This window comes from Streptomyces sp. BF23-19 (assembly GCF_041106355.1).
GTDB classification, from domain to species: domain Bacteria; phylum Actinomycetota; class Actinomycetes; order Streptomycetales; family Streptomycetaceae; genus Streptomyces; species Streptomyces virginiae_A.
This window is the reverse complement of record NZ_JBGBPT010000067.1, coordinates 14,442-40,196: the sequence shown is the minus strand read 5'-3', so window position 1 is coordinate 40,196 and position 25,755 is coordinate 14,442. Positions and strand designations below refer to the sequence as shown.

Genomic DNA, 25,755 nt, shown 5'->3' with positions numbered 1-25,755 from the left:
CGCCTGTGCTGTGCCCGTACTCACGAGGGAGCAGCCTACGGGGTTCCCGGCCCTACTCGGCCGTCGGGGTCAGCGGGGCGGTGAACTCGCCGGGGGTGGATCCGGGCCCGGAGGTCGGTACGGCGGCCACGTGTTCGGCGGCGGCGCGGACGTCGATCTCCCGCCAGAACCCGGCCCGGATGGCGTACCGGTCGTGCTCGTCGATCTGGTCGTCCTTGTGCGCGAGCAGCCCGAACCGGGCGGCGTAGCGCAGCAGTTCGCCGTCGATCCGGTGGGGGATCCGGGGGTACATCGTGGCCAGCTTCTGCAGGTGCACGGTCTCCGGGAGCCGTTCCATCCAGCGTCGGGCGAACACCTGTCCCACCTCGAACGGGTCGCCGCCGACGGTGGTGATGTCCTCCTCGCGGTCCGCCCAGCGCTGTTCGGCGCTGGTGAGCTGGGCGAGGGTGGGCAGCGAGGCGGTCTCGGCGGGCTCGCCCAGCGGGCCGGCCCGGTCGATCCAGCCCTTGTCGGAGGACCAGCGCAGGGCGCTGGCGGGGGCGTGGGCGCCGCTCGGCGCGGTCTGCGGGCCGCTCTGCTGGCCGGTGGCGCGCAGGGCGCCGGCCAGGTCCTTGGGGGTGGGGACCGGCTTGCCGCCGGGGGTGGTGGGCGCCGGTACGGGAACTCCGTCGCGGTCCTGCGGTCCGGTGGCGGCGGCGCCGTTGCGGGCGGCCTCGGCGAGCGCGGCCTCGGGCAGCGGGGCCGAGAGGATGGCGGCGATGTCGGGGCGGGGGGCGGGCGGTGGGGAGCACAGTCCGGTGAGGTCCTTGGCGCGGACGGCCCGGGTGATCCAGGCGCGGTCCAGGACGCGGCGTTCGTCGGCCTCGGCGACGAGGTCCTCGGACTGGTTGTAGTCCCCGTCGGCGGCCTGGACGGCCCACAGGTGGACGGCGACCCCGTGTTCCTTGGCGGACATCAGGCCGGGCAACAGGTCTCCGTCGCCGGTGACGAGTACGACGTCGGAGCAGGCGCGGTTGCGGGCGAGCTCGGTGAGCTCCGCGTGCATGGCGGCGTCGACGCCCTTCTGTGCCCAGCGGCCGTCGCTGCGGGTCAGGGCGCCGAGGCGGACGGTGACGCGGGGCATGACGCGCAGTCGCCGGTGTTCGGGCTGGGGCACCCGATCGGGCGCTCCGTCGAACCAGTAGATGCGCAGCAGGGGCTGCTCGGTGTCGGCCTCGGCCCGCTCGCGCAGGCCTTGGATGAGGGCGGCATGGTCGATGGTGATCCGGGAGCGGGAGGGCTCCCCGGCAAGAAGGCTGGCGGCGGCACCCAGCAGGTAGCCGGCGTCCACCAGGACGACGCAGCGGTCCACGCGTTCCACCCTCTTCCCTGGGGGTCCTCTGTGCTTTGCGGCGGTTCCCCGAGTCTGCCCGACCCCAAGGGTGTTGAAGGCCGGAACTCGATCATCGGCGTGGCGGATCTCACGGTCGACGGGGTGGAAGACATCGACTACGCGCAGTAATGATCCAAAATGCGCCGTTTCTGGCGTTGTGTGAGTGTGAAGGCGGTCCTGGCCCCTAGACCCTCACGGAGGCTCCACCATGGCCAAGAACAAGAACCAGAAGCAGCCCGCCAAGCAGCAGGCCCGGTCGGGGCAGGATCCGACCAAGAGCTCGCCGGAGCCCGAGTCGATGCCTTCCTCGGCTCCGAGCCCGATGGACATGGCGCACAAGCGCAAGGAGAAGAAGTTCGGCCACAACTGACGGCCGTACTCGCACGCGGAAGGGCCCGCCCGGTACTCCGGCGGGCCCTTCCGCGCGTGTGTTCCGGGGGCGCTATCCGGCCAGGCAGGACGGTCCGAGCAGCACCTTGAGGTCGCCGAAGAGCGCCGGGTCGGGCTGGACGCGGTGCTTGTCGAGGCGGAGCACGGTGGTGGTCCGCGGCCCCTGCAGCTTGATCCGTACCTCTGTGTTGCCCTTGTGGTGGCGCAGGATCTCGCCCAGACGGGTCACCATCGGCGGCGTGACCTTGACGGTGGGGATGGTGAGGACCACCGGGGCGTTGGTGCCGGCCGAGGAGAGGTCGGGGACCATCATCTCCATGGCGACCAGGCGGGGGACGTCCTCGCGCTTGTCGAGGCGGCCCTTGACGAAGACCACGGTGTCCTCGACCAGCTGGGTGGAGACGAGCTGATAGGTCGCCGGGAAGAACATGCATTCGATGGAGCCGGCCAGGTCCTCGACGGTGGCGATGGCCCAGGCGTTGCCCTGCTTGGTCATCTTGCGCTGGAGGCCCGAGATGATGCCGCCGATGGTGACGACGGCGCCGTCGGAGTGCTCACCGCCGGTCAGCTGGGAGATACCGGCGTCCGTCTTGTCGGAGAGCACGTGCTCCAGACCGAAGAGCGGGTGGTCGGAGACGTAGAGGCCGAGCATCTCGCGCTCCTGGGCGAGCAGGTAGGACTTCTCCCACTCGACGTCGGAGAACTCCACGTCGAGACCGAAGCCGGGCTCGTCGCTCGCGTTCTCGTCACCCATCCCGCCGAACAGGTCGAACTGCCCCTCGGCCTCCTTGCGCTTGACCGCGACCACGTTGTCGATCATCGACTCGTGGTGGGCGACCAGGCCCTTGCGGGTGTGGCCCATCTCGTCGTAGGCGCCGGCCTTGATCAGCGACTCGACGGTGCGCTTGTTGCAGACGACGGCCTCGACCTTGTCCAGGAAGTCGGGGAAGGAGGAGAACTTCCCCTTGGCCTTCCTCGTCCGGATGATCGACTCGACGACGTTGGTGCCGACGTTGCGCACCGCGGTGAGGCCGAAGAGGATCACGTCGTCGCCCTGGGCGGCGAAGTTCGGCTCGGACTCGTTCACGTTCGGCGGCAGGACCTTGATGCCCATCCGGCGGCACTCGTTCAGGTAGATCGCGGACTTGTCCTTGTCGTCCTTGACCGAGGTGAGCAGGCCCGCCATGTACTCGGCGGGGAAGTTCGCCTTCAGGTAGGCGGTCCAGTAGGAGACCAGCCCGTACGCGGCCGAGTGCGCCTTGTTGAAGGCGTAGCCGGCGAAGGGGACCAGGACGTCCCACAGCGCCTTGATCGCCTGGTCGCTGAAGCCCTTCTCCTTGGCGCCCGCCTCGAAGATGACGAAGTTCTTCGCCAGCTCCTCGGGCTTCTTCTTGCCCATCACGCGGCGCAGGATGTCGGCCTCGCCGAGCGAGTACCCGGCGATGATCTGGGCGGCCTTCTGGACCTGCTCCTGGTACACGATCAGGCCGTAGGTGACCGCGAGCACCTCTTCGAGCGGCCCCTCCAGCTCGGGGTGGATCGGGGTGATCTCCTGCTGCTTGTTCTTGCGCAGGGCGTAGTTCGTGTGCGAGTTCATGCCCATCGGGCCCGGCCGGTACAGGGCCGAGACGGCGGAGATGTCCTCGAAGTTGTCGGGCTTCATCAGGCGCAGCAGGGAGCGCATGGGCCCGCCGTCGAACTGGAAGACGCCGAGGGTGTCACCGCGGCCGAGCAGTTCGAAGGTCTTGGGGTCGTCGAGCGGGAGGCCGAGGAGATCGATGTCGATCCCCTTGTTGGCCTTCACCATCTTGACGGCGTCGTCCATGATCGTGAGGTTGCGCAGGCCCAGGAAGTCCATCTTCAGCAGGCCGAGCGACTCGCAGCTCGGGTAGTCCCACTGGGTGATGGTGACGCCGTCGGTGTGCCGCACCCAGACGGGTACGTGGTCGGTGATCGTCTCGCTGGACATGATCACGCCGGCGGCATGCACGCCCATCTGGCGGACCAGGCCCTCCACACCGCGGGCGGTGTCGATGACCTTCTTCACGTCGGGCTCGTTCTCGTACATCCCGCGGATCTCGCCGGCCTCGCCGTAGCGGGGGTGCGCCGGGTCGAGGATGCCGGAGAGCGGGATGCCCTTGCCGAGGACGTCGGCGGGCATGGCCTTGGTGAGGCGGTCGCCCATCGCGTACGGGTAGCCCAGCACGCGGGCCGAGTCCTTGATCGCGTTCTTGGCCTTGATGGTGCCGTACGTGCCGATCATGGCGACCTTGTCGGCGCCGTACTTGTCGGTCACGTACCGGATCACCTCGACGCGCCGACGCTCGTCGAAGTCGATGTCGACATCGGGCATGGAGACGCGCTCGGGGTTCAGGAAGCGCTCGAAGATCAGGCCGTGGGTGAGCGGGTCGAGGTCGGTGATGCCCATGGCGTAGGCGACGATCGAACCGGCCGCGGAGCCTCGGCCCGGGCCCACCGCGATGCCCTGGTTCTTGGCCCACATGATGAAGTCGGCGACGACGAGGAAGTAGCCGGGGAAGCCCATCGAGATGATCGTGTCCATCTCGTACTCGGCCTGCTGCATCCGGTCCTCCGGGATGCCCCCGGGGTAGCGGCGGTGCATGCCGCGCATGGTCTCCTCGCGGAACCAGCTGACCTCGGTGTGGCCGTCCGGGATGTCGAACTTCGGCATCAGGTTCCGGAACTTGAACATGCCCTCGGTGTCGATCTGGTCCGCGACCAGCCGGGTGTTGGCGCAGCCCTCCTGCCAGGCGTCCGAGGAGTCGATCGCGTACATCTCGTCGGTCGACTTCAGGTAGTAGCCGGTGCCGTCGAAGCGGAAGCGGTCCGGGTCCGAGAGGTTCTTGCCGGTCTGGATGCAGAGCAGGGCGTCGTGGGCGACGGACTCGCTCGCGTACGTGTAGTGCGAGTCGTTCGTCACCAGCGGCGGGATGCCGAGCTTCTTGCCGATCTCCAGCAGCCCGTCACGGACCCGGCGCTCGATCTCGATGCCGTGGTCCATCAGCTCCAGGAAGTAGCGCCCCTCGCCGAAGATGTCCTTGTAGTCGGAGGCGGCCTGCACGGCCTCGTCGAACTGGCCGAGGCGCAGCCTGGTCTGGACCTCGCCGGACGGGCAGCCGGTGGAGGCGATCAGGCCCTCGGACCACTTGGAGATGGTCTCCTTGTCCATCCGCGGCCACTTCGTGAGCCAGCCCTCGGCGTACGCGTCGGAGGACAGCCGGAAGATGTTGTGCAGGCCGGTGGCGTTCGACGCCCAGATGGTCTTGTGGGTGTAACCACCGGAACCGGAGACGTCGTCGCGCTTCTGGTGCGGCTGGCCCCACTGGATGCGCCGCTTGTTGCGCCGGGACTCGGGGGCGACGTACGCCTCGATGCCGATGATCGGCGTGATGCCGGCCTTCTGCGCGGTGTGGAAGAAGTCATAGGCGCCGTGCAGGTTGCCGTGGTCGGACATGGCGATGTGCGTCATGCCCATCTCGTTGCACGCGTTGAACATGTCCTTCAGCCGTGCGGCACCGTCCAGCAGCGAGTACTGGGTGTGGACGTGCAGGTGCGTGAACGGCGGCTTTGTCACGGCGCGGGTCCTCCGGCGGCGGGGGGTGAGGGGGCAGCTTCGAATCCTACGTCGGCCGGGTGACAGATCACGGGCACTGACCGGTACGGTCGGGCGTTGCAGAACCAGGAGGGCCGATCCGACGTCCGGTCGATCGGAACCTGAAACAGCCCGTGCACCAGGAGGAACCCGCCATGGCGGTCCCCGAGACGACCGACGAGCAGCGCGCCGAGCAGATCCTCGACGTGTTCGACACCGCGTTCGGTGAGCTGCTCGCCGCCGACCCCGCTGCCTTCCAGGTCAAATTCCGCAAGATGGCGGCTTCGGCCTTCGCCTTCTACCGGGGTACCGCCTGCCTCTTCTACTCCGACCTGGAGCGGGACCGGCACGGCGGCCCCTACCTGGACGAGCGGACGGGCCGGGTGTGGATCCACGGCGACCTGCACGCCGAGAACTTCGGCACGTACATGGACTCCAACGGCCGGCTGATCTTCAACGTCAACGACTTCGACGAGGCCTACGTCGGCCCCTTCACCTGGGACCTGAAGCGGTTCGCCGCCTCCGTCGCGCTGATCGGCTACACCAAGGCGCTCAGCGACGACCAGATAAGCGAGCTGGTGCGGATCTACGCCGGCGCCTACCGGGAGCGGATCCACCGGCTGGCCACGGGCGCCAAGAATGACGAAGTGCCCTCCTTCACCCTGGACACCGCCGAGGGCCCGCTGCTGGACGCGCTGCGCTCGGCCCGCTCCCGCACGCGTTTCTCGCTGCTGGACTCGATGACGGAGATACGGGACTACGAGCGCCGCTTCACCTCCGGCGGCGGTTCCATCGAGCTGGACGCCGCGACCCGCTACAAGGTGCTGGCCGCCTTCGACGGGTACCTGGAGACGCTTCCCGACGAGTCCCTCGTGCGCCCCGATTCCTACCGGGTCAAGGACGTGGTCGGCCGCCGGGGCGTCGGCATCGGCTCGGCGGGCCTGCCCTCCTACAACATCCTGCTGGAGGGGCACAGCGACGCCCTGGAGAACGACGTCGTGATCTACCTCAAGCAGGCGCAGACCCCGGCGGTCTCCCGGCACATCACGGACCGGGCGGTGCGGGAGTACTTCCTGCACGAGGGGCACCGCACGGTGATCTCGCAGCGGGCGCTCCAGGCGCACGCCGACCCGTGGCTGGGCTGGACCGAGCTGGACGGCGCGGGTCAGCTGGTGGCGGAGGTCTCCCCGTACGCGGTGGACCTGGACTGGTCGGACCTGGACGACCCGGAGGAGATCGCGGCCGTGGTCGCCGACCTCGGCCGGGCCACGGCGACCATGCACGCGTCGGCGGACGAGGCGGAGAGCGGACAGTCCCTGGTGCCGTTCTCCACCGAGCGGGCCATCGACGCGGCGATCGCGGCCGACGAGGAGGGCTTCGCGGAGCTGCTCGTGGACTTCGCCCACGCGTACGGGGCCCGGGCGCGTGCCGACCACCAGATCTTCGTGGACCTCTTCCGTAACGGGCGTCTCACTCCCTGAGCCGCTGTTCCACAGGAACGCATGGCACACTCGCGAGGATGGACATTTCCGGGACGGGACTGAGGGGGCTGCGGGCCGCGCTGTTCAGCGCGCTCGTGGTACTGCTCTCGTCCGGCTCTCACGTCCTGATGTCCCAGGTCCCGCTGCCGCCCACGCTGGTGGCCGGGGCCTTCGCGGGTGTGTTCGCGATCGCCTACGCGCTGGCCGGCCGCGAACGGGGCTTCGGCCCCATCGCCGGGCTGCTCGTACCGCTGGAGCTGGCCGCCGACACCGTCTTCACCACCGGGCAGCACCTCTGCTACGGCCCGGCCGGCGGCCCCGTCGCGGGCCCGCTGCGCGCCATGGGCCTGGACGCCCTGTGCGGTGGCACGCCGGTGGGCGGACCGCTGGCCGAGGTGACCGGGCCGGCCGACGCGGCCGCGCTGCTGGCCTCGCCCGGGCCGTACACGCCCTGGCTGCTGCTCGGCGCCCATGTCTCGGTCGGGCTGCTGGCCGCCGCCTGGCTGCGCCACGGCGAGCGGGCGCTGGGCCGGTCGCTGCGGGCGGTGGCCGCCTTCGCGTTCCGGCCGCTGCGGCTGGCCGCGGCTTCGGGCACGGCGGCCCCTCGGCCGGCGCGGGCGCTGCCGCGGTCGGCCCGCTCGGCCGCCGGGGCCCGTACCCGCTTCCCGGCACACTCCGTGGGACGGCGGGGACCCCCCGTGCTCGGCGCGCTCGCCCGCGCCTGACGCACGTACGGCAGTCCCTTCCACACGTCACACCCCACGGAGATCATGATGAGTTCACGCAACAGCCACGCGAACAAGGCAGCGGCCCGCGAGCGTCTGCGCGCCGAGCGCGAGGCCCAGGCCAAGAAGGACAAGGTGCGCCGCCAGGTGATCGTGGCGGGCGGGGTCGTGCTCGCGCTCGGCGTGATCGGCGCCATCGGCTACGGGGTCATGCAGGCCAACCAGCCCGGCCACTGGGAGAAGGCCGCCAAGGCCGAGCTGGTCAAGCCGAAGAACACCGAGGGCGAGGACGGCACCACGGTCGTCATCGGCAAGCCCGAGGCGAAGAAGACGCTGGAGCTGTACGAGGACTCGCGCTGCCCGGCCTGCGCCGCCTTCGAGCAGGCGGCCGGTGAGCAGATCAAGAAGGACGTCGACGCGGGCAAGTACAAGCTCCAGTACGTCGGCGCCACCTTCATCGACAACGCGGTCAAGGGCGAGGGCTCGAAGAACGCGCTGAGCGCGCTGGGCGCGGCGCTGAACGTCAGCCCGGAGGCCTTCCTGCAGTACAAGGGGGCGCTGTACTCCAAGGAGCAGCACCCGGAGGAGACCGTCGACAGCTTCGCCAAGGACGACTACCTGCTGAAGGTCGCGGACACCGTCCCGGCGCTCAAGGGCAACGCCGAGTTCAAGAAGGCCGTCGAGGACGGTACGTACGACCGGTGGGCGCTGGAGATGTCGAAGGCCTTCGACAAGTCCGGGGTGAAGGGCACGCCGACCCTGAAGATGGACGGCAAGAAGATCGAGACGCCGCAGACGGCGGAGCTGTTCACGGCGGCGATCGACAAGGCCCTGCAGGGCTGATCCCGGGGCAATCCGGAAATCACGTCCGGACGGTCCGCTTCGAAGGGCGGGCGAACTCCCAGAGTTCGCCCGCCCTTTGCATTCCCGCACCTGGTCCAGCTGGTGTACCCGTCGGTAATATCATCGCCCGTGACCAGTCATCTCACCCCTTCCCAGTCCGCGGCAACTCCCCGCCGCCGCACGGTCGTTCTGGCCGCGGCGGCCACGGCCGCGCTGGCCCCCCTCACCTCGTTGGGCGCCTCGGCCGCCCACGCGGCGGGCACCGCGCCCGCCTTCCTCCACGGCGTCGCCTCGGGCGACCCGCTGCCCGACGGGGTCCTGCTGTGGACCCGCGTCACCCCGACCCCCGAGGCGGTACCCGGCTCCGGGCTCGGCCCGGCCACCCAGGTGGGCTGGGAAGTGGCGTCCGACAAGGGCTTCTCCCGGATCGTCGGCTCCGGCACCGTCACGGCGAGCGCCGCCACCGACCACACGGTCAAGGTGGACGTGCGCGGGCTCCAGCCGCAGACGCCGTACTGGTACCGCTTCACGGCCGGCGCCACCGTCTCCCCCGTCGGGCGCACCCTGACCACCCCGGCCCACGAGGCGACGACCGAGGGGGTCCGCTTCGGCGTGGTCTCCTGCGCCAACTGGGAGTCCGGCTACTTCTCCGCCTACCGCCACCTGGCGGCCCGCACGGACCTGCACGCGATCCTGCACCTGGGCGACTACATCTACGAGTACCAGTCCGGGGGATATCCGGAGGCGAAGTACGTCGTCCGCCCGCACGAGCCGAAGCACGAGATCGTCTCGCTCGCCGACTACCGCACCCGTCACGGCAAGTACAAGACGGACGCCGACCTGCAGGCCCTGCACCACGCGCACCCGGTCATCGCCATATGGGACGACCACGAGTTCGCCAACGACGCCTGGGCCGGCGGCGCCGAGAACCACACGCCGGGTGCCGAGGGTGAGTGGGCGGCCCGCGCGGCCGCCGCCAAGCAGGCGTACTTCGAGTGGATGCCCGTACGCGCCTCCATCGCGGGCACCGTCTACCGGCGGCTGCGCTTCGGCACCCTCGCCGATCTGCACCTGCTGGACCTGCGCTCCTTCCGTTCGCAGCCGGCCAAGACGGGCAGCGGCTCGGTGGACGACCCGGAGCGCACCATCACCGGGCGCGCCCAGCTGGACTGGCTCAAGTCGGGCCTCGCCGGCTCGGAGGCGACCTGGAAGCTGGTCGGCACCTCGGTGATGATCTCGCCGGTGGCCTTCGGCTCGCTGCCCGCGCACCTGCTGAAGCCGCTGACCAAGCTGCTCGGCCTGCCCGAGGGCGGCCTCGCGATCAATGTGGACCAGTGGGACGGGTACACGGACGACCGCAAGGAGCTGCTGGGTCACCTGAAGGACCGGGGCGTCAAGAACACCGTGTTCCTGACCGGCGACATCCACATGGCGTGGGCGAACGAGGTCCCGATGAACATGGCCACCTACCCGGGTTCGGGGACGGCGGCGACCGAGTTCGTGGTCACCTCGGTGACCTCCGACAACCTCGACGACATGCTGCACGTCCTGCCGGACACCCTCTCGCTGGTGGCCGAGTCGGCCATCAAGGCCGCCAACTGGCACGTGAAGTGGCTGGACATGGACGCGCACGGCTACGGGGTGCTGGACGTGACGGCGGAGCGCTCGCAGATGGACTACTACGTGGTGTCCGACAAGCGGCAGCAGGGCGCCACCTCCGCGTGGAGCCGGTCGTACCGGACGCTGAACGGGACCCAGAAGGTGGAGCGGGTGCACCAGCCCGTCCGCTGATCGACCGTCGATTTTCCGGCCACATGGGGCGCCTGGTACATACCAGGCGCCCCATGTGCGTCAGAAGCAACAAATCTTTTACGTAAGGCACTTGACCTGAATATGTCATGCACACATAAGCTTCGCGCCAGCTGAAGAAGATCCTTCAGGCCACCACCCCCCACGACCCCCCACGCGAGGAGCACACGTGCGCGCAGTTGCCCGCATATCCCCCCTTCTCCGCCGCCGCCTCATGGGCACGGCGGTCCTGGCCGGAACCTTGGCGTTCACGCCGCTCGCCGCCCCCACCACGCTCGCGGCCGCCGCCAAGTCCCCCGCCGAGGTCTGCGCCGACCAGCCCGCCTCCTCCGGCGCCGCGAACGCCCGCGTCGCCCGCGCCCACGACGAGCACGCGGACGAGCCCAACGCGATCACCGACGCGCAGGCGAAGTCCATGGACGCCGACCTCAAGGCGAAGCTGGACAAGGCCCTCAAGAACCAGCCGCAGCGCAGCCTGGCGGCCGCCGAGGCCGTCGTGAACATCCCCGTGTACTTCCACGTCGTGCACTCCGGCACCACCGGCAAGCTGACGTCCACCGACGTGAGCAAGCAGCTCGCGGTCCTCAACGCGGCCTACGGCGGCCAGGGCACCGGCAACGTCAACACGAACTTCCAGTTCACCCTGGCGGCCACCGACTACACGGACAACGCCACCTGGTACAACCTGGCTTCCGGCTCCCAGGCCGAGAAGGACATGAAGAACACCCTGCGCAAGGGCGGCCCGGGCGCGCTCAACTTCTACACCGCCAAGCTCTCCGGCGGCCTGCTGGGCTGGGCGACCTTCCCGACCTCCTACGCGTCCAGCCCCAAGATGGACGGCGTGGTCGTGCTCGACAGCTCGCTGCCGGGCGGCTCCGCGGCCAACTACAACGAGGGTGACACCGCCACCCACGAGGTCGGCCACTGGCTGGGGCTCTACCACACCTTCCAGGGCGGCTGTAACGGCAACGGCGACTACGTCTCCGACACCCCGGCCGAGAAGAGCGCCGCGTACGAGTGCCCGACCGGGCGTGACAGTTGCGCGAGCAAGCCGGGCGTCGACCCGATCCGCAACTTCATGGACTACACGTACGACTCCTGCATGTACCAGTTCACCGCCGGCCAGGTGGCTCGCATGTCGAGCAGCTGGACCGCCTACCGCGCGGGCTGACCCACCGACGACGAAGGGCCGGTCCGGCATCTCGCCGGGCCGGGCCCTCGTCGTTCTCGCGCCTACAGACCGTCGAGGAAGCCGACGGCGACCTTCCAGAGCTGCTCGGCGGCCTCGGCGTCGTAGTCGTCCAACTCCGGGTCGGTGAACAGGTGCCCGGCACCGGGGTAGCTGTGGACCTCCACGTCGGCCCCCGCCCGCTGCATCCGCAGGTACCAGGCCGTCAGCCAGTCGTGCGGCTCGAACGGGTCCGGGTCCGCGATGTGCAGCTGCACGGGCAACTCGTCCACCGAGGCGTCCTCCTCCAGGTCCGCCGTCCCGTGCAGGAGCAGCAGCCCGCGCGCCTTCTCGTCGGCCATCGCCAGGTGCTGGGCGACGGAACCGCCGAAGGAGAAGCCCGCGTAGACCAGTCCGTGGTCCGAGTAGGGGGCGGAGGCCAGCACCGCGCGCTTCAGCAGTTCGTCACGGCCGATCTCGTCCCGGTGGGCCATGCCCTCCTCGACGGTCCCGAAGGTGCGTCCCTCGAAGAGATCCGGCACCTGGACCTGGTGCCCGGCCGCGCGCAGCCGGTCGGCCGCCGCGTGCACCGCGGGCCGCAGCCCGTACGTCGAATGGAAAAGCATGATGTTCATGCCTCCATCGTGCCGGCCGCCGTGGACCGGGGGCTCGCGGCCCGCTTCCCGCTACGTTCGTACCCATGGAGATGGAGAACGTCCTACGCCCCGTCACGGTCATCGGCGGCGCCCTGGTCGCCACCCTGATCGCGGGTTGGTTGCTGGACCTGCTGCTGCGCCGGGCCGACGCCCGGCACACCGAGACCCCCCTGTGGGGTCTGCTGCGCCACTGCCGGCTGCCCTTCCAGGTCGTCCTGTGCACCTCGCTGCTCAGGGCCTCCTACCGGCGGGCGGGGATCCTGCCCGACCACGCCTTCGGCGTCGGCCGGTTCCTGACCCTGGTCCTGATCGCCTCCGCATCCTGGCTCGCGGTACGCATCGCGACGGCCGTCGTCGACTCCACGTACGCGCGCTACGCGGCGGCGACCGAGGACGAGGCCCGGGTCCGCCGGGTCCGCACCCAGGTCACGCTGATCCATCGGGTGGTCACGGCGGTGGTGGTCGTGGTCGCCGCGTCGGCGATGCTGCTGACCTTCCCGCCGATGCGGGCGCTCGGCGCCTCGCTCCTGGCCTCGGCGGGCGTCCTCGGCATCGTGGCGGGCATCGCCGCCCAGGCCTCGCTGAGCAACCTCTTCGCGGGCCTGCAGATCGCCTTCGGCGACACCGTCCGCATCGGGGACACGGTGGTGGTGGACAAGGAGTGGGGCCGGGTCGAGGAGATCACCCTGACCTTCCTGACGGTCCGCACCTGGGACGAGCGCCGCATCACGATGCCGGTGTCCTACTTCACGAGCAAGCCCTACGAGAACTGGTCGCGCGGCGGCGCGCAGATGACCGGCACGGTCTTCTGGCACCTGGACCACGGTGCGCCGGTCGACCTGATGCGGGAGCGGCTCCAGCACATCCTGGCGGAGCTGCCGGAGTGGGACGGCCGCGGCGGCGGGCTGGCCGTGACGGACACCACACCGCACACGGTCCAGATCCGCGCCGTGGTCACGGCGAAGGACGCGGACGACGTCTGGACCCTGCGCTGCGCGGTCCGCGAGCGCATGATCACCTGGCTGGTGGCCGAGCACCCCTACGCCCTCCCCCGCATCGCCACGGGCCCGGCCGCGGAGACTCCCTAGGCGGCGGGGTCACCGGGGGCTGCGGGGAGGAGCGCGGCCGCGGACTCCTCGGCGAGGTCCTCGGCGTGCGGGGGCAGCGGGTCGCCTGCACGCAGGTGGCGGCGGACGACCGAGAGCGGGAGGTCGATCAGGGCCAGGACGACCCGGTCGCGATCCTGGGGCTCCGTCGCGCCGAGAGCGGCGGCGAGGTCGCCGATGGCGGCGTACACCCGCCCGTTGCCGGAATCGGCCCGGCCGGTGTGCTCCTCGGACCAGTCGGCGCGGCCGAACTCCCACGGGCCGTAGAGCAGGAGGACGGCCTCCTCGGGGTGGGCGCGGCTCCACCCCACGACGTGCCGGGCGGCCGCGCGGGCGGCCCGGCGGGGGTCGGTGTCGCCGTGCAGGCAGGCGAGGTACCCCTCCTGGAACCGCTCGACGCTGCGCAGCCACACCTCGGCGAGCAGGGCGGCGCGCCCGGCGAAGCGGTGGTACATGGAGCCGCTGGGCGCCCCGATCGCCTGGGCGACGGCGGTCATGGTCACGCCGACCGGCCCGGCGGAGGCGGCCAGCCGGACGGCGGCGTCGAGGATCTGGTCGGTGTCGAAGCGGGGTGGTCTCGCCATGAATCAGAGAGTACCCTCCAGATTATTAGAGACCTCTCTCTAATAACCTGAAGGGGAGGGCCTTCCATGGGTGTCCACAACTTGCACGAACGCGTGATCGCGGCGAAGGAGAGCGAGGTCGGTGCGCTGATCGACACGCTGGCGGCCGGGGACGAGGACCGGCTGTGGCCGGGCCGCGTGTGGGATCCGATGGAGTTCGACCGCCCCTTGGCGGTGGGCGCGGTGGGCGGCCACGGGCCGGTGCGGTACACGGTCTCCGCGTACGTGCCCGGGACCTGGGTCCGCTTCGCCTTCACCGGGCCGCGCGGCTTCCACGGCTTCCACGAGTTCGCCGTGCTGCCGGTCGACGCGGAGCGGACGGTGCTGCGGCACACCCTCGCGATGCGGGTCAGCGGCCTGGCCCGCATCACCTGGCCACTGGCCTTCCGTTCGGGGCACGACGCCGTCCTGGAGGACTGCCTGGACCGCGCCGAACTGGCGTGCACGGGCACGATCGCCCACCCGGCCCGCTGGTCCCCGTACGTCCGCTTCCTGCGCGGTCTGGAACGGCTGGCGGGCTGACCGCTCACGGCGTGCGCTCCGGACGTCCGGATGCCGCAGCACCCGGACCCATCCCCGACGCACCCCTCGCACGGCTCGGCCCCGAGGGGCCTCCCCGGCTTCGGGCCGCTGCGTCGGACTCCGTCCGCCGGCGGACCCGGCCCACGGCCGCTCACGGCGTGCGCAGGCTCCGGACGTCCAGATGCCGCAGCACCCGGTCCACGATCTCCGGGTCGGAGCCGGGTTCGCTGCGGGCGGCCAGGATCTCGTGGCGGGCGGCCGACATCATCTCCCGCTGGATCCGCTGGATGTCGTGCAGCCGCTCCACCCGCTTCGCGTACGCCTCGCGCCGTTCCTCGTCCACCATGTCGGGGCTGATCCTGGCCCCCACGTCGTACGCGCGCCGGTACAACTGCTCGACGAGGTCCTCCGGCAGCTCCTCCACCTCCTCGATCTCCTTCAGCCGCCGCTTCGCGGCCTTGGCCGCGCGGATCGCCAGCCGCCGTTCCGCGTCCCGCTCGGCGTCCGTGTCGGCCTCCACCCCCAGCCGCCGTACCAGCCACGGCAGGGTCAGCCCCTGGCACACCAGCGTCGTCATGATCACCGCGAACGCGATGAAGATGATCTGGTCCCGCCCGGGAAAGGGCTCACCGGCGTCCGTCTTGAGGGGAATGGCCAGGGCCAGGGCCACCGAGGCCACCCCGCGCATCCCGGCCCACCACATCACCACGCTCTCCCGCCAGCTCAGCGGGATCTCCTCGTCGTAGTCGCGCCGCTGGTGCAGCTTCTTCGCGAGCCAGCCGGCCGGCAGCAGCCACACCAGCCGTACCCCGACCACCACCGCGACCACGATCGCCGCCCACCCGGCCATCTCCCACACCCGGTCCTCGGCCGTGCCGAAGACGTTGTGCAGCTCCAGCCCGATCAGCCCGAAGGCCACGCCGGTGACCAGCATGTCGACGACTTCCCAGAAGGTGTGCCCGGCGAGGCGCCCCAGCACGTCGTCGGCGTCGCTCGCGTACTCGGCCAGGAACAGGGCCGTCGTCAGCACGGCCAGCACCCCCGAACCCTGCAGCTCCTCGGCCACCACGTACGCGACGAACGGCACCAGCAGGGTCAGCCCGATCTGCAGGGTGGCGTCACCGAGCCGCCCCATGAGCCGGTGGGTGATCCAGCCGAGCGCGAGCCCGACGGCCACGGCCACCACGGCGGAGAGCACGAACTCCCCGAGCGCATCGGGCCAGGAGAAACTGCCGCTCACGACGGCGGCGACGGCCACGTGGTAGAGCACGATCGCCGTCACGTCGTTGAAGAGCCCCTCGCCCTCCAGGATCGACACCATGCGGCGGGGCAGCCCGAGCGATCCCGCGACGGCGGTGGCGGCCACCGGGTCGGGCGGGGCGACGAGCGCGCCGAGGGCGAGGGCGGCGGCGATCGGCAGCCCCGGCACGACGGCGTTGGCGACGGCGGCCACCGCGCCGGTGGTGACGAACACCAGGGCCACGGCCAACAGCAGGATGGGCCGGACGTTGGCGGCGAACTGTCGCCAGGACGTGCGCTGCACGGAGGCGTACAGCAGGGGCGGCAGCACCAGCGGCAGGATGAACTCGGGCGGGATCTCGACGTTCGGCACGGCCGGCACCAGGGCGAGGATCACCCCGCCGATGGTCATCAGGACGGGCGCGGGCAGTTTGAGCCGGTCCCCGAGCGGCACCGTGACCACGGCCCCGAGCAGGAGCACGAACAGCAGAGCAAGCTGATCCACTCCCCCACCCTGCCAGTCCGCTGCGCTTGGCTCGTGCGGGTCGGGGGCCGTGTCGGGGCTCCGCCCCGAACCCGCGACGGCGCTCCGCGCCGGCGCCTCGATCGCCGGCGGGGCTGGAATTTCCGGCCCCGCCGGCGATCGAGGCGACCATCCAGCCCCGCCGGCGTTTGAGGCGATCTTTCAGCCTCGCCGGCGATTGAGGCGCGGGGTCCGGGGCGGAGCCCCGGCTACGGAAGCGGGCGCCGCATCGCGCGGTGGGGGATGCCCGCGTCCTGGAATTCCGGGCCGTAGGCCACGTAGCCGAGCCGCTCGTAGAAGCCCAGCGCATGCGTCTGCGCGCCCAGATCGACCGCGGCCAGCCCCCTCCGGGCAGCCTCCGCCTCGATCGCGCGCACCAGCGCCACCCCCACGCCCAGCCCGCGCGCGGACTTGGCCACGGCCAGCCGGCCCAGCGATCCGACCGTCAGGTCGCCCGTCTTGCCGAGGGCCGCCGGCCCGTACAGCAGCCGGCCCGTGCCCAGCGGCACGCCGTCCGCGTCCACGGCCAGGACGTGCACCGCGTCCGCGTCGTACGCGTCGTACTCGATCGACTCCGGCACCGACTGCTCGACCACGAAGACCTCGGACCGCACCGCGAAGCAGGACTTCAGGTCCTCCTCCGAGACGGCGACCCGCACCTCGACCGTGCGCTCGACCGGCGAGGTCACTCGCTCTCCGCCCGGATCACGTCCAGCGCGTGCTGCAGGTCCGCCGGGTAGCCGCTCTCGAACTCGACCCACTGCCCGTCCGCCGGGTGCTCGAAGCCGAGGCGCACCGCGTGCAGCCACTGCCGGGTGAGGCCGAGCCGCTTGGCGACGGTCGGGTCGGCGCCGTAGGTCAGGTCGCCGACACAGGGGTGGCGGTGCGCGGACATGTGCACGCGGATCTGGTGCGTGCGCCCGGTCTCCAGCTTGATGTCCAGCAGCGAGGCGGCGCGGAAGGCCTCGATCAGGTCGTAGTGGGTGACGGACGCCTTGCCGTCCTGGATCACGGCCCACTTGTAGTCCGCGTTGGGGTGGCGGCCGATCGGCGCGTCGATCGTGCCGCTCATCGGGTCCGGGTGGCCCTGGACCAGCGCGTGGTAGCGCTTGTCCACGACGCGCTCGCGGAACTGGTTCTTCAGCGAGGTGTACGCGCGCTCCGACTTGGCGACGGCCATCAGGCCGGACGTGCCGACGTCGAGGCGGTGCACGATGCCCTGGCGCTCGGACGCGCCGGAGGTGGAGATGCGGTAGCCGGCCGCGGCGAGGCCACCGATGACGGTGGTGCCGGTCCAGCCGGGGCTCGGGTGGGCGGCGACGCCCACCGGCTTCATGATGACGACGATGTCGTCGTCATCGTGGATGATCTCCATGCCAGGGACGGGCTCGGCAACGAGCTCGACCGGCCGGGCCGGCTCGGGCATCTCGACTTCGAGCCAGGCGCCACCGTGCACACGCTCGGACTTCCCGACGACACTGCCGTCGACCGACACCTTTCCCGCGGCCGCGAGATCGGCCGCCTTCGTCCGGGAGAAACCGAACATACGGGCGATGGCGGCGTCGACGCGCTCGCCCTCGAGGCCATCGGGAACGGGCAGGGTGCGGATCTCGGGAATCGTACTCACCCGTCGAGTATGCAGGACGGGGCGGTCCGACCGTCCCGCGATCAGTCCTTGTGGACGGTCCCGTCCGGGTCCAGGCCCTTGAAGGACAGCAGGACGATCAGGATGCCGCCGCACACGATCGCCGAGTCCGCGAGGTTGAAGACGGCGAAATGGGCGGGCGCGATGAAGTCGACGACCGCGCCGCGGAACACACCCGGCGAACGGAAGATCCGGTCGGTCAGATTGCCCAGCGCACCGCCCAGCAGCAGGCCGAGCGCGATCGCCCACGGCAGGCTGTAGAGCTTGCGGGCCAGCCGGACGATCACCACGATCACCGAGGCCGCGATGCAGGTGAAGATGATGGTGAAGGCCTCGCCGAAGCCGAAGGCGGCGCCCGGGTTGCGGACGGCCTCGAACTTCAGCAGGTCACCGATGATCTCGATCGGCGGCTGGTGCTCCAGCTTCGCCACGACCAGCATCTTGCTGCCGAGGTCGAGCAGGTAGGCGAGCACCGCCACGACGAGCAGAGCCGTGATCCGACGGCGCCCCTTGGGCCCGACGGACTCCGGCTGGGTGTCGTCCCCGACCTCCGGCGTACCGATGATGCGCTCCGCCTCTGCCACGTGAGTCCCTCGAACTAGCTCGAACCAGGCTCCTCCTGGACCCTGACGGAACACGAGAGTACGTCAGGGCCCCCGCGGACCGCCTGCCCCACCTCCCCGACCTGGCCAGGCGGTCTCTTCCGGATCTTGCCGGGCCCGGGGCGTCCGGCACGGCCCCACCCGACAAGATCCGAATGAGACGGCCTAGTGCCGCCGTTCCTGCTTCTGCTTGCAGTCGACGCACAGCGTGGCCCGTGGGAAGGCCTGCATCCTGGCCTTGCCGATGGGCTGCCCGCAGTTCTCGCAGAGCCCGTACGTGCCCGCCTCCAGCCGTTCCAGGGCCCGCTCGGTCTGCTCCAGCATCGAGGTGGCGTTCGCCGCGAGCGCCAGCTCGGACTCCCGGGTGATGTTCTTGGTGCCCGTGTCGGCCTGGTCGTCGCCCGCGCCGTCCCCGGAGTCCCGCATCAGGCCGGTGATGGCCGCTTCGGAGGCGTCGAGCTCGGCCCGCAGGCGCAGTACCTCCGACAGGAGCTCCGCACGGGCGTCCTCGACCTCCTTGGGGGTCCACGGGTCCTCCCCGGGCCGTACGGCGAGCTCGCCGGGGGCCAGGCCCGCCGTGGCCCGCGCCTTGGGGAGCCCACTGGTGGCGGCCGCGGCCGTCTTCCTCGCCGTACCCGCGCTCTTCTTGGCAACCACTTTCCGGACTCCCGTCTTCTTCGCGGCAGGTGCCGCCCCCTCGGCCGCGGCCTTCTTGGCCGTGGCCGTCCGCTTCTCGACGGCGGTCGTCTTCTTGACGGCGGTCGCCTTCCCGTCCGGAGCGCGTGCTCCGGTGGCGGCCTTTCGGGCAGCGGTCGCCTTCTTGGCGGGGGCCGCGTCCTCGGAGACCGCCGCCTTCCCGGCGGCCTTCCCGACAGCCTTCTTGGCAGTACTCCCGGCGGTCTTCTTCGCCACCATGGCCGCGGCCCCTTCACATACTGTGATCTTTGCTCGCGAATCGTGCCGGAACGATAAATCGACACCGGCCCCGCGGCAACGGGGCACGCATCCATCGAGGTCAACCTGCATCCGTTGTGCCCATCAGGAGCCCCGGTAATCCGCCACTCCCGCCCCACCCGAGTCGTCACCGGCACGGCAGGCCCATTCGGGTCACGCCGGGGGCACGCCGGGGTCGCGCGCGGACCCTCCCCGCGGCCCCGCCACGCCGGGCCGGCGGCCCCCGTACGGGCCCCCGTAAACCGGTCTGCCGTGCGGCCCCCGGGCCCGTACACTGGGCCCAGCGAGAGGCATGGACGGGGACGAGTAGCGTCGTACGCAGCCAGGAGCGACCCGGGGACGGTGAGAGCCCGGGGGCGAGCGCGATGTGAAGGATCACCCCTGAGCCGCCGGAAGAAAGCCCGCACGGGATCCCCGTATCCCCGGACGGCGAGTAGAACCGGCTTCGCACCCCAATGAGGGGGCCACCGGATCCGTCCGGCGGCCAAGGAGGGTGGTACCGCGGGAGCAGCAGTGCTCTCGTCCCTCCGGACGGAATGACATCCCGCCGGAGGAAGAGTTCAGCCTCATGACCACACCGCCGCAGTACCGCCCGGTACCCGCCCAGGTCGACCTGCCTGCCCTCGAGCACGCCGTCCTCGACTTCTGGCGCGAGAGCAAGACCTTCGCCAAGACCCTGGAGCAGTCCGAGGGCCGCCCCGAGTGGGTCTTCTACGAGGGCCCGCCCACCGCGAACGGCATGCCCGGCGCGCACCACATCGAGGCCCGCGTCTTCAAGGACGTCTTCCCCCGGTTCCGCACCATGCGCGGCTACCACGTGGCCCGCAAGGCCGGCTGGGACTGCCACGGTCTGCCCGTCGAGCTCGCCGTCGAGAAGGAGCTGGGCTTCAACGGCAAGCAGGACATCGAGGCGTACGGCATCGCCGAGTTCAACGCCAAGTGCCGCGAGTCCGTGACCCGCCACACCGACGCGTTCACCGAGCTCACGACCCGGATGGGCTACTGGGTCGACCTGGACGACGCCTACCGGACCATGGACCCCGAGTACGTGGAGTCCGTGTGGTGGTCGCTGAAGGAGATCTTCAACAAGGGTCTGCTCACCCAGGACCACCGCGTCGCCCCCTGGTGCCCCCGCTGCGGCACCGGCCTCTCGGACCACGAGCTGGCCCAGGGCTACGAGACGGTCGTGGACCCCTCGGTGTACGTCCGCTTCCCGCTGACCTCCGGCCCGCTCGCGGGCGAGGCGGCGCTGCTGGTCTGGACGACCACCCCCTGGACCCTGGTGTCCAACACCGCCGTGGCCGCGCACCCCGACGTCACGTACGTCGTCGCCACGAACGGCGAGGAGAAGCTGGTCGTCGCCCAGCCGCTCCTGGAGAAGTCCCTGGGCGAGGGCTGGGAGGCCACCGGCCAGACCTTCACGGGCAAGGAGATGGAGCGCTGGACCTACCGGCGTCCCTTCGACCTCGTGGAGTTCCCGGAGCCCGCCCACTACGTCGTGAACGCCGAGTACGTCACGACCGAGGACGGCACCGGTCTGGTCCACCAGTCCCCCGCCTTCGGCGCCGACGACCTCGCGGTCTGCCGTGCGTACGGCCTGCCCGTCGTGAACCCGGTCCGCCCCGACGGCACCTTCGAGGAGGACGTCCCGCTGGTCGGCGGCGTCTTCTTCAAGAAGGCCGACGAGAAGCTGACCGCCGACCTCGACGCCCGCGGCCTGCTCTTCAAGCACATCGCCTACGAGCACAGCTACCCGCACTGCTGGCGCTGCCACACGGCCCTGCTCTACTACGCGCAGCCGTCCTGGTACATCCGCACCACCGCCGTCAAGGACGCGATGCTGCGGGAGAACGAGAAGACGAACTGGTTCCCCGACTCGGTCAAGCAGGGCCGCTTCGGCGACTGGCTCAACAACAACATCGACTGGGCGCTGTCCCGCAACCGGTACTGGGGCACCCCGCTGCCGATCTGGCGCTGTGAGGAGAACCACCTCACCTGCGTCGGCTCCCGCGCCGAGCTGTCCGAGCTGTCGGGCCAGGACCACTCGAACCTGGACCCGCACCGCCCGTACATCGACGACGTGACCTTCCCCTGCACGGCGGAGGGCTGCTCGCTGGAGGCCGTCCGCGTCCCGGAGGTCATCGACGCCTGGTACGACTCGGGCTCGATGCCGTTCGCGCAGTGGGGCTACCCGTACAAGAACAAGGAGATCTTCGAGAAGCGCTACCCGGCGCAGTTCATCTCGGAGGCGATCGACCAGACGCGCGGCTGGTTCTACACGCTGATGGCGGTCGGCACCCTGGTCTTCGACAAGTCCTCGTACGAGAACGTGGTCTGCCTGGGCCACATCCTCGCCGAGGACGGCCGCAAGATGTCCAAGCACCTGGGCAACATCCTGCAGCCGATCCCGCTCATGGACCAGCACGGCGCGGACGCGGTGCGCTGGTTCATGGCGGCCGGCGGTTCCCCGTGGGCGGCGCGCCGCGTGGGCCACGGCACGATCCAGGAGGTCGTGCGCAAGACCCTCCTCACGTACTGGAACACGGTGGCCTTCCAGGCCCTGTACGCCCGTACGTCGAACTGGGCGCCCTCCGCCTCCGACCCGGCCCCGGCCGACCGCACGGTCCTCGACCGGTGGCTGCTCTCGGAGCTCCACACGCTCGTCGCCGAGGTCACCGAGGCGATGGAGTCGTACGACACCCAGCGCGCGGGCAAGCTCCTCTCCGCCTTCGTCGACGACCTGTCCAACTGGTACGTCCGCCGCTCGCGGCGCCGCTTCTGGCAGGGCGACGCGGCCGCGCTGCGCACCCTCCACGACGTGGTGGAGACGGTCACCCGGCTCCTCGCCCCGCTGACCCCCTTCATCACGGAGCGGGTCTGGCAGGACATGGTCGTCCCGGTCACCCAGGACGCCCCGGAGTCGGTCCACCTGTCGACGTGGCCGACGGCGGACGCCTCGGCGATCGACCCGACCCTCTCCCAGCAGATGCAGCTGGTCCGCCGCCTGGTGGAGCTGGGCCGGGCGACGCGGGCCGAGTCGGGCGTCAAGACCCGTCAGCCGCTCTCCCGGGCCCTGGTCGGCGCGGTGGGCTTCGACGCGCTCTCCCCGGAGCTGCAGTCCCAGATCACGGAGGAGCTGAACGTCTCCTCCCTGGCCTCCCTGTCGGAGGTCGGCGGGTCCCTGGTGGACACGACGGCGAAGGCGAACTTCCGCGCGCTGGGCAAGCGCTTCGGCAAGGGCGTCCAGGACGTGGCCAAGGCCGTGGCCGCGGCCGACGCCGCTGCCCTGTCCCTGGCGCTGCGCTCCGGCGAGGCCTCGGTGGAGGTGAACGGCGAGCCGGTCACCCTCACCCCCGAGGAGGTCATCATCACGGAGACCCCCCGCGAGGGCTGGTCGGTGGCGTCCGACTCGGGCGCGACGGTCGCCCTGGACCTGGAGATCACCCCGGAGCTGCGACTGGCGGGCCTGGCCCGTGACGCGATCCGCCTGATCCAGGAGGCCCGGAAGAACTCCGGCCTCGACGTGGCCGACCGCATCGCGCTCCGCTGGTCCTCCGCGGACCCGGAGGTCGTCACGGCCCTGACGGACCACGCGGGCCTGATCGCGGACGAGGTCCTGGCGACGGACTTCGCGTCGGGCGAGGCGGACGGCGCGTACGGTGACCCGTTCACGGACGAGCCCCTGGGCCTGACCTTCCGCCTCCGCAAGGCGTAACCCGCGGCCGAAGCGGCCCGTCCCCTCCCGGGTGGGGGGACGGGCCGCTTTCGTCTGCCCCGCCATGTCCTGGGGCTCCGCCCCGGTCTTTCAGCCTCGCCGGCGATCGAGGCGCGGGGTTCGGGGCGGAGCCCCGGTCTTTCAGCCCCGCCGGCGATCGAGGCGCGGGGGCTCGGGGGCAACGCCCCGGATCTTTCAGCCTCGCCGGCGATCGAGGCGCGGGGGCTCGGGGGCAGCGCCCCCGCAACGGCGCCGCACCCGGGTACGGGAACGGGCCGGGCCCGAGGTTCCGTAGAACCTCGGGCCCGGCCCGTAGAGCGCGGCTGCCGACCGCAGAACGGCGGCGGCGCCTAGTTGTCGTCCTCGTCGATCAGGAAGCCCCGCATCGGCGACGGCGCCTGCATCGGCTGCGGCGCAGCCGGCCGCACCGGAGCCATCGGCTGGGTCATCGCCGGGGACATCTGCTGCGGGTTGCCGCCGTAGGACGGGGCACCCATCGGGGAGGGACCGCCCATGGGGGACGGGCCACCCATCGAGGGACCGCCCATGGAGTGGCCCATCGCACCGGCCGGAGCCATCGACGGGGACGGCGACGGCGGCAGCGCGGGACCGGCCGGGTTCCGCGGCGGGGCCAGGGAGTCGTCGGCCTGGGTCTCCAGCTGGCGCAGCTGCGACTCGAGGTAGGACTTCAGACGCGTGCGGTACTCACGCTCGAAGCCCCGCAGGTCCTCGACCTTGCGCTCCAGCGTGGCGCGGGCGGACTCCAGGGAGCCCATCGCGACGCGGTGCTTCTCCTGCGCGTCCCGCTCCAGCGCGTCGGCCTTGGCGCGGGCGTCCCGCTCCAGGCCCTCGGCGCGCGACCGGGCCTCGCCGACGATCTTGTTGGCCTCGGAGCGGGCCTCCGCGATCGCCTGGTCGGCGGTCTGCTGCGCCAGCGACAGGACGCGCGCGGCGCTGTCGCCACCGGGGCCCTGCTGCGGAAGCTGCGGCTGCTGCTGGTGCATCGGCTGACCCATGGGCTGCATCTGCTGCCCCATCGGCTGCATCTGCTGGCCCATGGGCTGCATCTGCTGGCCGAGCGGGTTCTGGCCGCCCATCGACTGCTGCTGCTGCATGCCCTGGGGGCCGCCCATGGGCTGCTGCTGCATGCCCTGGGGTCCACCCATGGGGTGCTGCTGCATGGGGCCGCCCATGGGGCCGCCCATCGGGCCGGGGCCCTGCTGGCCCTGGCCGCCGGGGCCCGGCGGCAGCTGCGGCTGGCCGCCCGGGAGCTGCGGCGGGCCCATCTGCGGCTGCTGCTGCTGCGGCGGGCCGGATATGGCCGCGGGCACGGGGGCGCCGGGGCCTCGCTGGTCCTGGGGTTCCGGCTTGCGCATGCCCTGCTGCTGCTGGTTCTGCGCGGCGGCACGCGTGGCGGCTGCCAGCTTGGCGCGCAGGTCCTCGTTCTCGCGCAGCAGGCGCGTCAGTTCGGACTCGACCTCGTCGAGGAAGGCATCGACCTCGTCCTCGTCATAGCCTTCTCGGAGGCGGACGGTCGTGAACTGCTTGTTCCGCACGTCCTCGGGAGTCAGCGGCATGTCTTCTTCACCTCTACGTAGTCGTCGGCAGTCGGCAAGACCGTATCGGGACTGTCCCCGCGCCCGCGGGGAAGCACATCGTTCACAAGCCGCTCGCAGCGGTGCGCACGAAACTGATGAGGATGTAAACGATGATCATCAGAACGAAGAAGGACAGGTCGAGTGCCACGCCCCCGAGACGCAACGGCGGAATGACCCGCCGAAGAAGCTTGAGTGGTGGATCGGTGACGCTGTAGGTGGCCTCCAGTACGACCACCATCGCCTTGCCGGGTGTCCAGGAACGCGCGAACTGGAACACGTAGTCCATGACCAGGCGGAAGATCAGCACGACGAGGAAGCACCCCAAGGCGAAGTAGATCACTTGCAGTGCGACACCCATCCCGCGCTTCCCTCTCCCCTGCTCCCGCTGTGTTCCCGGCCCCGTGTCTGACGGATCGGTCTAGCTTTGGTTGAAGAACCCGCCCTCCGCGATGCGGGCCTTGTCCTCCGCCGTGACATCGACGTTAGCAGGCGACAGCAGGAACACCTTCTGTGTCACGCGTTCAATGCTGCCGTGCAGACCGAAGACGAGTCCGGCGGCGAAGTCCACGAGACGCTTCGCGTCCGTGTCGTCCATCTCCGTGAGATTCATGATCACCGGAGTGCCCTCACGGAAGTGTTCCCCGATGGTACGGGCCTCGTTGTAGGTCCGGGGGTGCAGCGTCGTGATGCGGTACGGCTCCCGCTCGGAGACGACCTTGGGCATGATCACGGGGGCGTTCTTCTCCAGGTTGGTGCGATCAGGTGTGATGGATGCCACGGGGGCGATTCGCGCAGGACGTCCGCTTTCCGCCGGAATTGGGATAGGTTCACGCTGCGCCGGAGGCTGTGCGGCTCGTACCGGTTCATCCGGTACGGGCGATTGGTGCACGGGCTGCTGTCGGCGATCCCGCTCCCGAGCCCGTTCCATCTCCGGCTCGGGCTCGAACTCGTCGTCGGGGTCGTACCCCGGGTTGTCGTACCGGTCGTCCTCCACGAGGCCGAGGTAGACCGCCATCTTGCGCATCGCGCCGGCCATTCTCCGAGTCCTCCGCTCTGTGGTGGATCGCCCTGTCGCAGGTGCCGCTGTGTCACGAATGTCACCAACTGCCCGCGATCCACTAGGTCTGCCCGCCCATCAGCGGGAATGACCATATTTTCTGCTGTGGTCCGA

At 70.6% G+C, this 25,755-nt stretch carries 21 protein-coding genes; 9 read left to right on the top strand and 12 right to left on the bottom strand.

What is annotated here, in order from left to right:
• Window positions 1-52 precede the first annotated feature (52 nt).
• Complete coding sequence (locus tag AB8A24_RS30830; RefSeq protein WP_328963703.1) at window positions 53-1,360, bottom strand: NYN domain-containing protein; 1,308 nt, start codon at window positions 1,358-1,360, stop codon at window positions 53-55.
• Between the two features lie 220 nt (window positions 1,361-1,580).
• On the opposite strand from AB8A24_RS30830, the gene AB8A24_RS30825 reads away from it, so the two are divergent.
• Window positions 1,581-1,742 carry a hypothetical protein gene (locus AB8A24_RS30825; protein ID WP_328963702.1) on the top strand — a complete coding sequence of 54 codons (162 nt, stop codon included), beginning with the start codon at window positions 1,581-1,583 and terminating at the stop codon, window positions 1,740-1,742.
• A 72-nt stretch (window positions 1,743-1,814) separates the two neighbouring features.
• On the opposite strand, the gene dnaE is transcribed toward AB8A24_RS30825, so the two are convergent.
• Window positions 1,815-5,357 carry a DNA polymerase III subunit alpha gene (dnaE, locus tag AB8A24_RS30820; RefSeq protein WP_369478135.1) on the bottom strand — a complete coding sequence of 1,181 codons (3,543 nt, stop codon included), beginning with the start codon at window positions 5,355-5,357 and terminating at the stop codon, window positions 1,815-1,817.
• Between the two features lie 173 nt (window positions 5,358-5,530).
• Between dnaE and AB8A24_RS30815 the strand changes: the two genes are divergently transcribed.
• From AB8A24_RS30815 to AB8A24_RS30795, 5 genes are all read left to right on the top strand, one after another.
• Window positions 5,531-6,856, top strand: coding sequence for a DUF2252 domain-containing protein (locus AB8A24_RS30815; RefSeq protein WP_161293719.1), 1,326 nt, complete (start codon window positions 5,531-5,533; stop codon window positions 6,854-6,856).
• 38 nt (window positions 6,857-6,894) lie between these two features.
• Window positions 6,895-7,581 (top strand): hypothetical protein, encoded by a 687-nt coding sequence (locus AB8A24_RS30810; RefSeq protein ID WP_328963700.1) that lies wholly within the window; start codon window positions 6,895-6,897, stop codon window positions 7,579-7,581.
• 48 nt (window positions 7,582-7,629) lie between these two features.
• Complete coding sequence (locus AB8A24_RS30805; protein ID WP_328963699.1) at window positions 7,630-8,424, top strand: DsbA family protein; 795 nt, start codon at window positions 7,630-7,632, stop codon at window positions 8,422-8,424.
• Window positions 8,425-8,553: 129 nt separating this feature from the next.
• The gene (locus AB8A24_RS30800; RefSeq protein ID WP_328963698.1) at window positions 8,554-10,215 is read left to right on the top strand and encodes an alkaline phosphatase D family protein; all 1,662 of its coding nucleotides are present in this window, start codon (window positions 8,554-8,556) and stop codon (window positions 10,213-10,215) included.
• Window positions 10,216-10,447: 232 nt separating this feature from the next.
• On the top strand, window positions 10,448-11,404 hold the full coding sequence (locus AB8A24_RS30795; protein WP_369478139.1) for a zinc metalloprotease: 957 nt from the start codon (window positions 10,448-10,450) through the stop codon (window positions 11,402-11,404).
• Between the two features lie 62 nt (window positions 11,405-11,466).
• Here AB8A24_RS30795 and AB8A24_RS30790 read toward each other — a convergent pair whose 3' ends face one another.
• Window positions 11,467-12,036 carry a dienelactone hydrolase family protein gene (locus tag AB8A24_RS30790; protein ID WP_369478134.1) on the bottom strand — a complete coding sequence of 190 codons (570 nt, stop codon included), beginning with the start codon at window positions 12,034-12,036 and terminating at the stop codon, window positions 11,467-11,469.
• Between the two features lie 71 nt (window positions 12,037-12,107).
• On the opposite strand from AB8A24_RS30790, the gene AB8A24_RS30785 reads away from it, so the two are divergent.
• The gene (locus AB8A24_RS30785; protein ID WP_328966015.1) at window positions 12,108-13,145 is read left to right on the top strand and encodes a mechanosensitive ion channel domain-containing protein; all 1,038 of its coding nucleotides are present in this window, start codon (window positions 12,108-12,110) and stop codon (window positions 13,143-13,145) included.
• On the opposite strand, the gene AB8A24_RS30780 is transcribed toward AB8A24_RS30785, so the two are convergent.
• A complete protein-coding gene (locus AB8A24_RS30780) occupies window positions 13,142-13,747 on the bottom strand; it encodes a TetR/AcrR family transcriptional regulator (RefSeq protein ID WP_328963696.1) in 606 nt (201 codons plus the stop codon). The two genes, AB8A24_RS30785 and AB8A24_RS30780, sit on opposite strands and share 4 nt — an antisense overlap.
• A 66-nt stretch (window positions 13,748-13,813) precedes the next feature.
• On the opposite strand from AB8A24_RS30780, the gene AB8A24_RS30775 reads away from it, so the two are divergent.
• Window positions 13,814-14,308 (top strand): SRPBCC family protein, encoded by a 495-nt coding sequence (locus tag AB8A24_RS30775; RefSeq protein ID WP_328963695.1) that lies wholly within the window; start codon window positions 13,814-13,816, stop codon window positions 14,306-14,308.
• A 151-nt stretch (window positions 14,309-14,459) separates the two neighbouring features.
• On the opposite strand, the gene AB8A24_RS30770 is transcribed toward AB8A24_RS30775, so the two are convergent.
• The 5 genes from AB8A24_RS30770 to AB8A24_RS30750 all read right to left on the bottom strand — a co-directional run bounded on the left by AB8A24_RS30770 (window position 14,460) and on the right by AB8A24_RS30750 (window position 19,232).
• Entirely contained in the window at window positions 14,460-16,052 is a 1,593-nt protein-coding gene (locus AB8A24_RS30770) for a Na+/H+ antiporter (RefSeq protein ID WP_369478133.1), read from the bottom strand.
• Between the two features lie 227 nt (window positions 16,053-16,279).
• Window positions 16,280-16,759, bottom strand: a complete 480-nt coding sequence (locus AB8A24_RS30765; RefSeq protein ID WP_328963693.1) for a GNAT family N-acetyltransferase — start codon at window positions 16,757-16,759, stop codon at window positions 16,280-16,282.
• On the bottom strand, window positions 16,756-17,697 hold the full coding sequence (locus tag AB8A24_RS30760; protein WP_266390590.1) for an RluA family pseudouridine synthase: 942 nt from the start codon (window positions 17,695-17,697) through the stop codon (window positions 16,756-16,758). Before AB8A24_RS30760 ends, AB8A24_RS30765 begins: the two co-directional genes overlap by 4 nt.
• Window positions 17,698-17,738: 41 nt before the next feature.
• Window positions 17,739-18,281: a signal peptidase II gene (gene lspA / locus AB8A24_RS30755; protein WP_234314500.1), complete on the bottom strand. Its 543-nt coding sequence runs from the start codon at window positions 18,279-18,281 to the stop codon at window positions 17,739-17,741.
• Between the two features lie 201 nt (window positions 18,282-18,482).
• Window positions 18,483-19,232, bottom strand: coding sequence for a TraR/DksA family transcriptional regulator (locus tag AB8A24_RS30750; RefSeq protein WP_369478132.1), 750 nt, complete (start codon window positions 19,230-19,232; stop codon window positions 18,483-18,485).
• A 607-nt stretch (window positions 19,233-19,839) separates the two neighbouring features.
• Here AB8A24_RS30750 and ileS point away from each other — a divergent pair.
• On the top strand, window positions 19,840-22,986 hold the full coding sequence (gene ileS / locus AB8A24_RS30745; protein WP_328963692.1) for an isoleucine--tRNA ligase: 3,147 nt from the start codon (window positions 19,840-19,842) through the stop codon (window positions 22,984-22,986).
• A 350-nt stretch (window positions 22,987-23,336) separates the two neighbouring features.
• Here the strand turns inward: ileS and AB8A24_RS30740 are convergent, their stop codons facing one another.
• The 3 genes from AB8A24_RS30740 to AB8A24_RS30730 form a co-directional block, all read right to left on the bottom strand.
• Window positions 23,337-24,563, bottom strand: a complete 1,227-nt coding sequence (locus AB8A24_RS30740; protein ID WP_328963691.1) for a DivIVA domain-containing protein — start codon at window positions 24,561-24,563, stop codon at window positions 23,337-23,339.
• 82 nt (window positions 24,564-24,645) lie between these two features.
• Window positions 24,646-24,942 carry a YggT family protein gene (locus AB8A24_RS30735; protein WP_030012625.1) on the bottom strand — a complete coding sequence of 99 codons (297 nt, stop codon included), beginning with the start codon at window positions 24,940-24,942 and terminating at the stop codon, window positions 24,646-24,648.
• Window positions 24,943-25,002: 60 nt separating this feature from the next.
• On the bottom strand, window positions 25,003-25,620 hold the full coding sequence (locus tag AB8A24_RS30730) for a cell division protein SepF (protein WP_030724450.1): 618 nt from the start codon (window positions 25,618-25,620) through the stop codon (window positions 25,003-25,005).
• Between the last annotated feature and the right edge of the window lie 135 nt (window positions 25,621-25,755).

Coding starts and splice junctions, on each gene's coding strand:
- AB8A24_RS30825 (WP_328963702.1), top strand. CDS start 1,581: ATGGCCAAGAACAAGAACCAGAAGCAGCCCGCCAAGCAGCAGGCCCGG.
- AB8A24_RS30815 (WP_161293719.1), top strand. CDS start 5,531: ATGGCGGTCCCCGAGACGACCGACGAGCAGCGCGCCGAGCAGATCCTC.
- AB8A24_RS30810 (WP_328963700.1), top strand. CDS start 6,895: ATGGACATTTCCGGGACGGGACTGAGGGGGCTGCGGGCCGCGCTGTTC.
- AB8A24_RS30805 (WP_328963699.1), top strand. CDS start 7,630: ATGAGTTCACGCAACAGCCACGCGAACAAGGCAGCGGCCCGCGAGCGT.
- AB8A24_RS30795 (WP_369478139.1), top strand. CDS start 10,448: ATGGGCACGGCGGTCCTGGCCGGAACCTTGGCGTTCACGCCGCTCGCC.
- AB8A24_RS30790 (WP_369478134.1), bottom strand. CDS start 12,036: ATGAACATCATGCTTTTCCATTCGACGTACGGGCTGCGGCCCGCGGTG.
- AB8A24_RS30785 (WP_328966015.1), top strand. CDS start 12,108: ATGGAGAACGTCCTACGCCCCGTCACGGTCATCGGCGGCGCCCTGGTC.
- AB8A24_RS30780 (WP_328963696.1), bottom strand. CDS start 13,747: ATGGCGAGACCACCCCGCTTCGACACCGACCAGATCCTCGACGCCGCC.
- AB8A24_RS30775 (WP_328963695.1), top strand. CDS start 13,814: ATGGGTGTCCACAACTTGCACGAACGCGTGATCGCGGCGAAGGAGAGC.
- AB8A24_RS30750 (WP_369478132.1), bottom strand. CDS start 19,232: ATGGTGGCGAAGAAGACCGCCGGGAGTACTGCCAAGAAGGCTGTCGGG.
- ileS (WP_328963692.1), top strand. CDS start 19,840: ATGACCACACCGCCGCAGTACCGCCCGGTACCCGCCCAGGTCGACCTG.
- AB8A24_RS30740 (WP_328963691.1), bottom strand. CDS start 24,563: ATGCCGCTGACTCCCGAGGACGTGCGGAACAAGCAGTTCACGACCGTC.
- AB8A24_RS30735 (WP_030012625.1), bottom strand. CDS start 24,942: ATGGGTGTCGCACTGCAAGTGATCTACTTCGCCTTGGGGTGCTTCCTC.
- AB8A24_RS30730 (WP_030724450.1), bottom strand. CDS start 25,620: ATGGCCGGCGCGATGCGCAAGATGGCGGTCTACCTCGGCCTCGTGGAG.